Origin of the sequence: Vibrio owensii (assembly GCF_002021755.1) — a bacterium.
Taxonomy (GTDB): Bacteria; Pseudomonadota; Gammaproteobacteria; order Enterobacterales; family Vibrionaceae; genus Vibrio; species Vibrio owensii.
The window spans coordinates 1,208,104-1,220,783 of the sequence record NZ_CP019959.1; the positions used below are offsets into that span (position 1 = coordinate 1,208,104).

Genomic DNA, 12,680 nt, shown 5'->3' on the forward strand with positions numbered 1-12,680 from the left:
AAGAATAAGGGCGCGAATTGTACAGCCTTTACGCAGTCACAACAAGGGTTCTAAAACCTTGAGTTTGCTAAGGCATTAAAATCTTAATGATTAAATTTTAGCCAACAATTTATCACCCTTTCCCACTGGCAAGCAGATAATAAAAAGCCCCGGAAAAGTCCGAGGCTTAAAAATCAAATTAATACAAGATTAGCGAGGGCAAATCTCTGACTCTGGGAAAAAGTACTCGATTTCACGAGCTGCTGATTCTGGGCTGTCTGAACCATGAACAGAGTTATGACGCATGCTCAGTGCGTAATCCGCACGGATTGTACCGCATGCCGCTTCTTCTGGGTTTGTTTTACCCATAAGCTCACGGTAACGAGCGATGGCATCTTCACCTTCAAGAACCTGAACCATGATAGGACCAGATGTCATGAACTCTTTCAGTGCTGGGAAAAAAGGTTTGCCTTCATGTTCTGCGTAAAAACCGCTCGCCTGTTCTTCTGTCAGATGAACCATTTTTGCAGCAACGATACGTAGACCTGCTTTCTCAATGCGGTGGTAAATTTCACCAATCAGATTGCGTTCTACAGCGTCAGGCTTAACAATTGAAAACGTTCTTTCTAGAGCCATAAGGTTTCCTTTTTGTACTTGTAATAATAGTTTTATATGAGTGACTTGCGTCTCTCTTAGTTATACCAGTACAGACAGGGTGTCTGCACTGGTAAAAGTCTTATTTTGCGGCTTGTTCGTTCAGGAAACGAGCAAGTGTGCGAACACCCATGCCTGTCGCACCTGCCGCCCACTTATCAGACGCTGACTTACGGTACGTACCTGCGCAATCGAAGTGCAACCAACCTTTCTTGTAGTCTTCAACGAAGTAAGACAAGAATGCCGCAGCTGTACTTGCGCCTGGCGAGTAATCACCAGAGCTGATGTTAGATAGGTCAGCAAAGTTTGATGGCAGCATGCCACGGTGGAAATCAGCAAGAGGCAGTGGCCATAGGCCTTCTTTCTCTTGATTCGCCGCCGTTAGCGCTTGGTGTGAAAGCTCATCATCAAAGCTCATTAGTGCATGGTAGTCATTACCCAGTGCATTCTTTGCTGCGCCCGTTAGGGTTGCACAGTCAATGATCAGCTCAGGGTTTTGTTCACTTGCGTAGATAAGACCATCAGCAAGAACCAAACGGCCTTCTGCGTCGGTGTTCATGATCTCAACGGTCTTTCCGTTTTTGTATGTGATGATGTCGCCAAGTTTAAGTGCACGACCAGAAACCATGTTCTCCGCACAACAAAGGATCAGCTTCACACGCTTATTAAGACCACGAAGAATAGCAAGACCAAGACCGCCAGTAATCGTACCTGAACCGCCCATATCCGCTTTCATTGCTGTCATGAAGTTTGATGGCTTAAGGCTGTAACCGCCTGAATCAAAGGTAATGCCTTTACCAACAAGACACGCAAATACTGGTGCGTTTTCATCACCTGTTGGGTTGTAATCAAGTTGCAGCATCGCCGATGTGCGCTCAGAGCCACGACCTACTGCGTAAATGCCTTCCCAACCTTCTGAAAGCAGATCTTTATCTTTAACGATACGAGCCGTTACTGTGCCTTGTGGTGCGATTGATTTGATGAATTCAGCCGCCATAGTTGCCAATTGACGTGGCGCCACTTCTTCAGCTGTTTTGTTGATGATATCGCGAGTAAAGTCCGTAGAGGTGATACGAGCGTGTAGCTCTGCTTGGTCTTGCTCAGAAAGCTCAACCCACTCTAGCGTACCGTGTTTTTTCGGGTTGCGGTAACCTTGGTGGAATGCCCAAACGCTCTCCAAATCCCAGTTGTCACCAGCAAGTAAAATTGAACGAATTCCTTGGCCATCGAGTTGACGCGCTGCACGTTGAATCGCACCAAGATCGTGACCTTCACCTAGGTGAATGGTTGTGCCATTCTCAGCGAAAGAAAGCAGTGCTTTGTCGCCCCAATGTGGTGCCGCTGGTTCTTGGCTAAGAAATACAGACATCTGTGTAGACATGGTTTCTCCTTGTCTTATAACGGCGTTGCCTACGCCTCTTCTTTTTTGATAACTAACGGATGTTAGCATTATGTAGGGTAAAAATGTCAACTTGATAAAAAAACGGACCTAAAGGTCCGCTTTTTTTAGTGAGAATTGTTAACTCTGCTGCGTTTTACCGCCGAATCGAGCATTAATCCGCTTCGTCCATCCAGCACAGTATGACCGCCTCAAGAATCTTTTCATTAGAACGGTTTGGCTCATCGTCAAACTCATCTAATTCCATGATCCATTGGTGGAGATCGGTAAAACGCACGGTTTTAGGATCGACATCTGGAAACTTGTCACAAAGCTCAATCGCGATGTCGCGAGAATCTGTCCATTTCATTGCTCATCTTCCTTATGCTTCGCCCCTATATTGGGGAGATAGTATTAATGATCTTCTGACGCGTGGTTTAGTGTGTATTTTGGAATCTCTACAACCAAATCTTCGTCTGCAACTTTAGCCTGACAACCAAGACGAGACTCAGGCTCTAGACCCCATGCTTTATCAAGCATGTCATCTTCTAGCTCTTCACTCTCTTCTAATGAGTCAAAACCTTCACGAATGATCACGTGGCAAGTTGTACATGCACATGACTTTTCACACGCATGTTCAATACCGATACCGTTTTTTAGTGCAACATCTAGAACAGTGTCACCAGTGTTTGCTTCCAACACTGCACCTTCTGGGCACAAATCTTCGTGCGGTAATACAATAATCTTAGGCATAACTACTTATCTCTTATATATCATTAACTGACTGACCTGACAGTGCAGCTCGAATTGATTTATCCATACGGCGCGACGCAAAATCTTGGCTTGCTTTGTCGGTATCTTTAATGCCTTGCTCGATGGCATCGGCATCTTCGCCATTACGCAGTTCAATCAGCGCTTCAATTACTTTGATTAAATCTTGCTTTTCTTGCTCAGACAGCAGTTCATCGCCATCCGCTTGCATTGCTGCGATCAAACCTTCAATTACACGATCCGCTTCTACACGCTGCTCAGCTAAAGCGCGAGCTTGCATGTCTTCTTTCGCGTAAGTCATCGAATCACGCAGCATATTTGCTACTTCATCATCACTTAGGCCGTAAGATGGCTTCACTTGAATCTCAGATTGAACACCAGTGCTTTTTTCCATTGCCGTAACAGACAATAGACCGTCGGCATCCACTTGGTACGTCACACGAATGTGTGCTGCACCCGCAGCCATAGGAGGAATGCCTTTTAATGAGAAGCGAGCCAGTGAACGACAGTCTTCAACCATTTCACGCTCACCTTGTACAGTGTGCACGCTCATGGCTGTTTGACCATCTTTGAACGTCGTAAATTCTTGTGCGCGAGCCACTGGGATCGTGGTGTTGCGAGGAATAATCTTCTCAACCAAGCCGCCCATGGTTTCGATGCCAAGAGACAGTGGAATTACGTCAAGAAGCAGCATTTCCGAGTCAGGTTTGTTACCCGCTAGGATATCTGCTTGAATCCCCGCACCGATTGCAACAACTTCATCTGGGTTAATGCTTGTCAGTGGTGTACGGCCGAAGAATTCACCTACCATTTCACGTACAAGCAATGTGCGTGTTGAACCGCCAACCATGACCGCTTCAAGTACATCTTCCGCATCTACATCCGCATCTTTCAGCGCACGGCGGCAAGACATCAGGGTTTTCTTCACTAGCGGACGAATCAGATCTTCGAACTGCTCGCGAGTCACTGAACCTTTCCAGCCAAATACATCCACATCAACACTGTCTTGCTCAGAGAAAGCAATCTTCGTCGCCGTTGCAATGTTCAATAATGCGCGGTTTTTCTCAGCAGAAAGCGGCGCTTCTAGTCCCGCTTGCTCCATTAGGTAATCTGCGAGTAGGTGGTCAAAATCATCACCGCCTAGTGCAGAGTCGCCACCGGTTGCTAATACTTCAAATACGCCTTTCGACAAACGTAGGATAGAGATATCGAACGTACCGCCACCTAAATCATAAACCGCAATCACGCCCTCTTGACCAGAGTCTAGCCCGTAAGCGATCGCTGCAGCTGTCGGTTCGTTAAGCAGACGCAGTACATGAAGACCAGCCAATTTCGCTGCATCTTTTGTACCAGCACGTTGAGCGTCATCAAAGTAAGCAGGAACGGTGATAACCACGCCAGCTAACTCACCACCTAGCGTATCTTCAGCACGTTTACCTAACGCTTTAAGAATGTCGGCAGACACTTCAATCGGGTTTTTGTCACCTTGAGCGGTTTGCAGAATAGGCAGACCGTTGTCGCTTTCTTTAAATTGGTAAGGCAAAGATGGGTAGCGAGCTTGAATGTCTTTCAGTGAACGGCCGATCAGACGTTTTACCGAGATAATAGTGTTTGCTGGTTCTAGCTCTGCTTTTGCTTTGGCATCGTAACCAACTGACGCTGAATCTTGCGTGTAGTTCACTACTGACGGCAAAATGCTACGGCCTTGCTCGTCTTTCAGCGTGGTCGCGTCGCCACTGCGTACAGAAGCAACCAAAGAGTTGGTGGTACCTAAGTCGATACCCGCTGCTAGCTTATGCTCATGAGGTGCCGAGCTTTGGCCCGGTTCTGCGATTTGAAGTAGTGCCATGATGGGTCCTTGTCGCGCTAACTAGCCGAGGAGCTTGTCTTCAACCAGTTCAATTTCGTTTTTTAGCTTGGCAATGAATTTGAGTTTACGAACTCGGTCAGCGGCTTCAGCCCAAAGACCTTGGTCAAGTTCTTGCTCTACACTCGCCAAATGCTGTTTGTACATTTTGCTGACCTTAGAGTCGAAGTCAAAAAGCGCTGATTCAGGATCAGAGCTGCCAGCAATGTCTTCCAGTTCTTCACGCAGTTCCATTTGCTCCATTAGGAACATTGGGTCTTGCATGGTTTGTTGCTCACCACGAATTTCTGTGCCGTTTTCTGCCAGAATGTATTCAGCGCGAGAGATAGGATGCTTAAGCACTTGATATGCATCGTTGATTTGCGCTGCTTTTTGAACAGCCATCAAACGGTCGCGCTCTGAGGCAGTAGCAAAGTTATCTGGGTGGAAGCGTTTTTGTAGTTCTCGGAACTGAGAAGAAAGAAGGCTACCATCCAGCTGAAACTGACTTGGTAGCCCAAATAATTCAAAGTGATTCATTAAGATCGGGTCCTAGTAAAGCCTTCTGGACTCGTTTGCCCAGAAGGACAGTCAATTAGACGTTGAAGCTTTCACCACAACCACATTCACTTTTTGCGTTAGGGTTGTTGAATTCAAAACCTTCATTCAACCCTTCCTTAACGTAATCTAACTCAGTACCATCAAGGTATACCAAGCTTTTCTTATCAATGATGATTTTCACTTCAGACAGTTCAAAAACTTCGTCTTCTTCGTTTAGATCATCCACAAACTCAAGAACGTAAGCCATGCCGGAACAGCCTGTCGTCTTCACTCCAAGACGCAAACCGATACCTTTGCCTCGGTTATCTAGGAATGCTTTTACGCGACTCGCCGCTGATTCTGTCATTGTGATGGCCATACTGCACCTTAGTCTGTCTAAATTACGTTTTGGAATGGGAGCGTTTAAGGGCTCCCATTATATACGGAATATTTATTCCTGGTGTTTTTTCTTGTAGTCAGCAACCGCTGCTTTGATTGCGTCTTCCGCTAGGATTGAGCAGTGAACTTTCACTGGTGGAAGTTCTAGCTCTTCTGCAATCTCAGAGTTTTTGATAGATGCCGCTTCGTCAATAGACTTGCCTTTTACCCACTCAGTTACGAGTGAGCTTGAAGCGATTGCACTACCACAACCGTATGTTTTGAATTTCGCGTCTTCAATGATGCCTTCTGGCGTCACTTTGATTTGAAGCTTCATAACGTCACCACAAGCTGGCGCGCCAACCATGCCGCTGCCTACTGATGGGTCTTCTTTATCGAACGAACCAACGTTACGTGGGTTCTCGTAGTGATCAATTACTTTTTCGCTGTATGCCATGATAAATTACCTCGAATCCTCTATTCAGTCCGTGAGATTAATGGTGAGCCCATTCAACAGTGCTCAGATCAACCCCTTCCTTGTACATATCCCATAGAGGAGACATGTCGCGTAGCTTAGTCACTGCAACGCGGATTTGTTCAATTGCGTAATCAATTTCTGCTTCAGTCGTGAAACGACCAAATGAGAAACGTACTGAGCTGTGTGCTAATTCGTCGTCTAGACCAAGTGCACGAAGAACGTAAGATGGCTCTAGGCTCGCTGATGTACAAGCACTACCAGAAGATACTGCTAGGTCTTTTAGTGACATCAGTAGAGATTCGCCTTCTACGAATGCAAAGCTCACGTTTAGGTTGTGTGGAACACGCTGTTCTAGGTCACCGTTTACCGTTACTGCTTCAAGATCTTTAACGCCATCTAGAAGACGGTTACGAAGTGCTAGTGCGTGATCGTAATCTTTTTGCATGTCTTCTTTTGCTACACGGAACGCTTCACCCATACCCACGATTTGGTGAGTTGGAAGTGTACCAGAGCGGAAGCCACGCTCATGACCGCCACCGTGCATTTGCGCTTCAAGACGGATACGAGGTTTACGACGAACGTAAAGTGCACCGATTCCTTTAGGGCCGTAAGCTTTGTGCGCAGACAGTGAAATAAGGTCAACTTTCATTTCTTGAACGTCGATTGGCAGTTTGCCCGCAGACTGTGCAGCATCCACATGGAACACAATCTTACGTTCGCGACATAGTTCGCCGATTGCGGTGATGTCTTGGATCACACCAATCTCGTTGTTAACGTGCATGATTGAAACCAAAACAGTGTCTTCACGCATTGCTGCTTGAAGTTTGTTTAGGTCAATCAGACCGTTTGATTCTGGCTCTAGGTAAGTCACTTCAAAGCCTTCGCGCTCTAGTTGGCGGCATGGGTCAAGAACGGCTTTGTGCTCTGTTTTACAAGTGATTACGTGTTTACCCTTCTTAGAGTAAAAATGAGCAGCACCTTTAATCGCAAGGTTGTCAGACTCAGTCGCACCTGATGTAAATACGATTTCGCGTGGATCTGCATTTAGAAGGTCAGCAATTTGCTCACGAGCAGTATCTACAGCTTCTTCTGCCTGCCAGCCGTAACGGTGCGAACGCGAAGCTGGGTTGCCAAATGTGCCATCCATTGTCATGTACTGAACCATTTTTTCAGCAACACGTGGATCTACTGGACATGTAGCGGAATAATCAAGATAAATCGGCAGTTTCATTCTCTACTCCAATGTAAAATGCAGACCGCTAAGAGCGGACGTTTACACCGATGGGCGCGGCGGTTGTATTTTTGTTTGATAACCCATGAGTTACCGCCAGATCAATGTCCTGACGATCAGAAATTTGTAAGACTTCGTTGTCTGTCATTAGCTCACCGAGCGTAATGTTATTCAAGAAGTCACTAATGCGAGAGCTTAGGTCACGCCATAGGGTGTGAGTTAGGCAACGTGTACCGCCTTGGCAATCTCCTTTACCTTGGCATTTAGTTGCATCAACTGACTCATCAACCGCTGCGATCACTGTGCCGATCGCGATACTATGCGCCTCTGCTCCTAGGCGGTAACCACCACCTGGGCCACGAACGCTGGCTACAAGACCTGCTTTACGCAGTTTTGAAAAGAGCTGCTCTAAGTAAGAGAGCGAGATACCCTGACGCTCTGAAATATCAGCTAGAGGGACTGGGTTTTGTTGCGAGTGCAGTGCCACGTCCAGCATGGCTGTCACCGCATATCTTCCTTTAGATGTAAGTTTCATTCCACACCGTATCCACATGGTTTGTAATGACAAGGATATTCCCATACCTGACTATTTTGGTCAAGTATTTATTTGACTAATTTAGTCAGGTATTCATCCTTACACCTAAAGTGGTTATTATTTGTTCAGAGTTTCTTTTCAATCGCAGTCAAAACACCGCGTAAAATGTTCAACTCTTGCGCCTCTGGTCTTGCTCTTGAGTACAAGCGGCGTAGCTTGTTCATCACCTGACCTGGCTGTTCTTTGTTAATAAATTGGGTCTCCACCATCACCTTTTCAAGGTGTTCAAAGAACATTTCTAGCTCTTTATGACGTGGATATTCTTCAGGCTCACTTGGTGTGTATTGGCTTTGCTCCAAGTTGAGATGTGCAACGCGCACTTCATAACTCAAGGTTTGAACCGCCATCGCCAAGTTTAGCGAGCTGTATTCAGGGTTAGCAGGGATACAAACATGGTAGTGGCACTTCTGCAATTCATCGTTAGTTAGGCCAGTTCTTTCACGGCCAAATACCAACGCTACAGGGTGCTTTTGGCCTTCAATAGCGAACTTTTCACCACATTCACGAGGCTCAAGCATTGGCCACTCAAGTGTGCGTGAGCGAGCACTTGAACCGACCACAAGACCGCAATCTTCAATGGCTTCTTCAAGCGTACTTACTACGGCTGCATTTTGTGCAATGTCACCAGCTCCAGCGGCAAGAGCAAGTGTTTGCTCATCCACTTCACATTGTGGATCAACTAATACAAGTTGGCTTAAACCCATAACTTTCATTGCTCGTGCAGCGGAGCCAATGTTGCCTGAATGAGAAGTTCCGACGAGTACGATTTTTACTTGATCCAACATCTGTATTTGCTACCTAAATTAAAACCGGAGGATGTTACCATAATTTTTTTACACACCCTAGGGTGAAGCAGGTTTCTATTCGCATTCTCATCAATTGTTTTCTTCTCTAGCGAGAGAGATATCACGGCGAACGCTTCTTGCGAACAAAAAATAACCACTTCCCTTTTCCCTTGACTCTGGTATACTCGCCGCCGCTTTAAATTGTTCTTTAACATCCGTTGGGAAATTCGTATGCATCCAATGCTAAACATTGCTATTCGCGCTGCGCGAAAAGCAGGCAATCATATTGCTAAATCATTAGAAAACACAGATAAAATTGAATCTACGCTAAAAGGCACTAATGACTTTGTTACTAACGTAGACAAAGAAGCAGAAGCTATCATCATCGATACTATCAAGCACTCTTACCCAGAGCACTGTATCGTTTCTGAAGAAGCTGGTCTTATCGAAGGTAAAGATAAAGACGTACAATGGATCATCGACCCAATGGATGGCACTAATAACTTTGTAAAAGGTTATCCAACTTTCGCAGTATCTATCGCGGTTCGCTTCAAGGGTAAAACTGAAGTAGCGTGTGTATACGATCCAATGCAAAACGAGCTATTCACTGCACAACGTGGTGCTGGCGCTCAACTAAACAACGCTCGTATCCGTGTTACTCAACTTAAAGACCTACACGGTACTGTTCTAGCGACTGGTTTCCCATTCAAACAGAAGCAACACTCTGAGTCTTACATCAAGATCGTAGGTTCTCTATTCACTGAGTGTGCTGACTTCCGTCGTAGCGGTTGTTCTGCTCTTGACCTATGTTACGTGGCTGCTGGCCGTGTAGATGGTTACTTCGAGCTAGGTCTAAAACCTTGGCAAATGGCTGCAGGCGAGCTTATCGCTCGTGAAGCTGGCGCAATCCTAACTGACTTCGCCGGCGGTACTGACTACATGAAGTCTGGTAACATTGTTGCTTCTAGCGCTCGTGGCGTGAAATCTCTTCTTAAGCACGTTCGCGAAAACGGCAACAGCGCGATCCTTAAGTAAGATTCTAAAGTCATACTAAGCCCGTCACGCTGATGACTTTTGAATAGCCCCGCTCATTGAGCGGGGCTTTTTTATATCTGAATTTCACTAACCAGTTCAAACGGCACTTAAGCAAGTTTCTTCAGGCATAAAAAAACCGCTGACTGCTCAGCGGTTTTTGTTTTCGGTTCTCAATCTGCCTTATGGCATCTCGTCGAACTCTGCACCTTCTTTTTCTACTTGAGGTGGCATCAGGTGCTCTTTCTGGATACCCAGTTTAAGCGCTAGTGCTGATGCTACGTAGATAGAAGAGTAAGTACCTACAGTGATACCAAGTAGAAGTGCGGTTGCGAAGCCGTGAATCATCGCACCACCCTGCATGAACAGTGCAATTACTACGAACAAGGTTGTACCCGACGTAATCAATGTACGGCTCAATGTTTGAGTGATTGAAGCGTCCATGATGTCCGAAGGTTCACCCTTACGCATCTTACGGAAGTTTTCACGAATCCGGTCGAATACAACGATGGTATCGTTGAGCGAGTAACCGACTACCGTTAGTAGCGCCGCTACGATGGTAAGGTCAACTTCGATTTGCATAAGTGAGAAGACACCCAGCGTGATGATGATATCGTGTGCTAGTGCCATTACCGCACCAGCCGCTAGACGCCATTCGAATCGCATCGATACGTAGATCAGGATACAGATTAGCGATACAAGAATCGCTAGACCGCCCGCTTCTGTTAGCTCATCACCAACGTTTGGACCTACGAATTCAATACGACGCATTTCTACGCTTTCGCCCGTACCTTCTTTGATTGCACCAATGATTTGGTTACCTAGTGTTTCACCAGACATATCATCACGAGGACGAAGACGAACCATTACATCGCGAGCACTACCAAAGTTTTGTACCGTCGCATCGCCGAAGCCTTTTGAATCTAGCGCTGCACGAATCTCTTCAAGGTTTGCTGGTTGTTCAAAACCCACCTCGATAAGCGTACCGCCAGTAAAGTCTAGGCCCCAGTTCAACCATTTGGTTGATAGCGTGAAGATAGAAGCAGCGATCATAACGATAGAGAATACGAACGCGACTTTCGACCAACGCATAAAGCCGATCGTGTTTTCTGCTTTTAGAATTTGAAACATATTAATTCCCAGCCTTAGATCGACAATTTATCAACGCGTTTGCCACCGTAAATCAGGTTCACGATACAACGTGTACCCACAATAGCGGTGAACATTGAAGTTAAGATACCGATAGATAGTGTTACCGCGAAACCTTTCACCGCACCTGTACCCACTGCAAATAGAATGATTGCAGTGATAAGTGTTGTGATGTTCGCATCGGCAATGGTACTGAATGCGTTCGCGTAACCTTGGTGAATCGCTTGCTGTGGACTGCGTCCATCTCGAAGTTCTTCACGGATACGCTCAAATATCAGCACGTTCGCATCGACCGCCATACCGACGGTTAATACAATACCGGCAATACCTGGCAGCGTCATGGTAGCGCCTGGAATCATCGACATAACACCAATGATAAGAACCAAGTTTGCCATCAACGCGATATTTGCAATCAGACCGAAGCCACGGTAGTAAAGCAGCGTAAACAGCATTACCGCAACCATACCCCAGATACACGCTTGGATACCCATATCGATGTTTTGCTGACCCATTGATGGACCAATGGTACGTTCTTCAACGATAGAGATAGGTGCGATCAGTGCACCAGCACGTAGTAGAAGTGCTAGGTTGTGCGCTTCTGCAGCAGAGTCGATACCTGTGATACGGAAGTTACGACCAAGAGCCGATTGAATCGTTGCTTGGTTGATGACTTCTTCGTGCTTATCAAGGATAACTTTGCCTTCAGGCGTACGACGACCACTGTCTTTGAATTCTGCAAATACGGTAGCCATCAGCTTACCGATGTTCTTCTTAGAGAACGCAGACATTTTGTTACCACCTTCGCTGTCTAGCGAGATGTTAACTTGTGGACGACCATATTCATCAACACTTGAGCTTGCATCCGTGATGCTTTGACCACCAAGAATAACGCGCTTCTTAAGCACAACTGGGCGACCATCACGGTCCATCTTGATTTCGCTACCTGCTGGCGCGCGACCATTTGCCGCCGCTGACAGGTCAGCTTTATCGTCAACTTCGCGGAACTCTAGTGTTGCCGTAGCACCTAGAATTTCCTTCGCACGAGCTGTGTCTTGAACACCAGGTAGTTCAACTACGATGCGGCTAGCACCTTGACGTTGAACCAATGGCTCAGCAACACCCAGTTCGTTTACACGGTTACGAAGAATCGTGATGTTTTGTTCAACTGCGTAGTTACGTATCTCTTGTAAACGTTGCTCGGTAAAGGTGGCAATCAACGCGTAACGACCATTAGAATCAGAGTCGACAAAGTTCATGTCTGGGTGATTCTTTTCTAGCGTTGCTTTCGCTTCCGCTAGTTGCTCCTCATTACGTAGCAATACTTCCACACCTTCTGTACCAGAAGGACGGATTGCACGGTAACGGATCTTAGCTTCACGAAGTTCGCTACGGAAAGCTTCTTCTTGTTGACCAACCAACTTCTCCATCGCCGCGTCCATGTCGACTTCCATTAGGAAGTGAACACCACCACGTAGGTCAAGACCCAGTTTAAGTGGCGACGCACCGATTGCTTCTAGCCAATCAGGCGTAGCAGGAGCAAGGTTTAGTGCAACAATTTTATCTTGGCCAAGCGCTTCGCTGATGATATCGCGGGCACTGATTTGAGTGTCAGTGTCATTGAAACGAACAAGGATTGATCCATTCTCGAGAGCAATGGATTTATGAGAGAGTTGCTCTTTATCAAGAGCTTTGGTGACAGCATCCAGCGTTGACATATCTACAGAGGCGCCACGCGCCCCTGTAACTTGAATAGCCGGATCTTCACCGTAGATATTTGGAAGTGCGTACAACGCAGCGGTGATGATGGCAAAAAATACCATCAAGTACTTCCATAATGGATAACGGTTTAGCACAGCGAGGATCC

14 protein-coding genes are annotated in these 12,680 nt (G+C 46.3%); 1 reads left to right on the forward strand and 13 read right to left on the reverse strand.

All coding sequences use genetic code 11. From position 1 onward, the window contains the following. Positions 1-189: 189 nt before the first annotated feature. The 11 genes from ndk to trmJ all read right to left on the reverse strand — a co-directional run bounded on the left by ndk (position 190) and on the right by trmJ (position 8,635). Positions 190-615 carry a nucleoside-diphosphate kinase gene (ndk, locus tag A9237_RS05345; protein WP_005440311.1) on the reverse strand — a complete coding sequence of 142 codons (426 nt, stop codon included), beginning with the start codon at positions 613-615 and terminating at the stop codon, positions 190-192. Positions 616-715: 100 nt separating this feature from the next. After that, positions 716-2,014, reverse strand: a complete 1,299-nt coding sequence (gene pepB / locus A9237_RS05350; RefSeq protein WP_009705579.1) for an aminopeptidase PepB — start codon at positions 2,012-2,014, stop codon at positions 716-718. A gap of 172 nt (positions 2,015-2,186) precedes the next feature. Further along, a complete protein-coding gene (iscX, locus tag A9237_RS05355) occupies positions 2,187-2,381 on the reverse strand; it encodes a Fe-S cluster assembly protein IscX (protein ID WP_009705578.1) in 195 nt (64 codons plus the stop codon). Positions 2,382-2,425: 44 nt separating this feature from the next. Beyond that, the gene (gene fdx / locus A9237_RS05360) at positions 2,426-2,764 is read right to left on the reverse strand and encodes an ISC system 2Fe-2S type ferredoxin (RefSeq protein WP_005424889.1); all 339 of its coding nucleotides are present in this window, start codon (positions 2,762-2,764) and stop codon (positions 2,426-2,428) included. 13 nt (positions 2,765-2,777) lie between these two features. Further along, on the reverse strand, positions 2,778-4,631 hold the full coding sequence (gene hscA / locus A9237_RS05365) for a Fe-S protein assembly chaperone HscA (RefSeq protein ID WP_005440313.1): 1,854 nt from the start codon (positions 4,629-4,631) through the stop codon (positions 2,778-2,780). 21 nt (positions 4,632-4,652) lie between these two features. Beyond that, the gene (gene hscB, locus A9237_RS05370; protein ID WP_009705577.1) at positions 4,653-5,168 is read right to left on the reverse strand and encodes a co-chaperone HscB; all 516 of its coding nucleotides are present in this window, start codon (positions 5,166-5,168) and stop codon (positions 4,653-4,655) included. A gap of 55 nt (positions 5,169-5,223) precedes the next feature. After that, positions 5,224-5,547, reverse strand: a complete 324-nt coding sequence (gene iscA / locus A9237_RS05375) for an iron-sulfur cluster assembly protein IscA (RefSeq protein ID WP_005440317.1) — start codon at positions 5,545-5,547, stop codon at positions 5,224-5,226. Between the two features lie 72 nt (positions 5,548-5,619). After that, positions 5,620-6,003, reverse strand: coding sequence for a Fe-S cluster assembly scaffold IscU (gene iscU / locus A9237_RS05380; protein ID WP_005424883.1), 384 nt, complete (start codon positions 6,001-6,003; stop codon positions 5,620-5,622). Positions 6,004-6,040: 37 nt separating this feature from the next. Next, on the reverse strand, positions 6,041-7,255 hold the full coding sequence (locus A9237_RS05385) for an IscS subfamily cysteine desulfurase (RefSeq protein WP_009705575.1): 1,215 nt from the start codon (positions 7,253-7,255) through the stop codon (positions 6,041-6,043). Positions 7,256-7,283: 28 nt separating this feature from the next. Then, positions 7,284-7,790 carry a Fe-S cluster assembly transcriptional regulator IscR gene (gene iscR, locus A9237_RS05390; protein ID WP_027726597.1) on the reverse strand — a complete coding sequence of 169 codons (507 nt, stop codon included), beginning with the start codon at positions 7,788-7,790 and terminating at the stop codon, positions 7,284-7,286. A 125-nt stretch (positions 7,791-7,915) separates the two neighbouring features. Continuing rightward, on the reverse strand, positions 7,916-8,635 hold the full coding sequence (gene trmJ / locus A9237_RS05395) for a tRNA (cytosine(32)/uridine(32)-2'-O)-methyltransferase TrmJ (protein ID WP_009705573.1): 720 nt from the start codon (positions 8,633-8,635) through the stop codon (positions 7,916-7,918). A gap of 231 nt (positions 8,636-8,866) precedes the next feature. Here trmJ and suhB point away from each other — a divergent pair, with 231 nt between their 5' ends. Then, the gene (gene suhB, locus A9237_RS05400) at positions 8,867-9,670 is read left to right on the forward strand and encodes an inositol-1-monophosphatase (protein ID WP_005440321.1); all 804 of its coding nucleotides are present in this window, start codon (positions 8,867-8,869) and stop codon (positions 9,668-9,670) included. Positions 9,671-9,850: 180 nt separating this feature from the next. Here suhB and secF read toward each other — a convergent pair whose 3' ends face one another. Together secF and secD are read right to left on the reverse strand one after the other, a co-directional pair. Next, positions 9,851-10,798 carry a protein translocase subunit SecF gene (gene secF, locus A9237_RS05405; protein ID WP_005440322.1) on the reverse strand — a complete coding sequence of 316 codons (948 nt, stop codon included), beginning with the start codon at positions 10,796-10,798 and terminating at the stop codon, positions 9,851-9,853. Positions 10,799-10,812: 14 nt separating this feature from the next. Further along, positions 10,813-12,669 (reverse strand): protein translocase subunit SecD, encoded by a 1,857-nt coding sequence (gene secD, locus A9237_RS05410; protein ID WP_078607811.1) that lies wholly within the window; start codon positions 12,667-12,669, stop codon positions 10,813-10,815. Between the last annotated feature and the right edge of the window lie 11 nt (positions 12,670-12,680).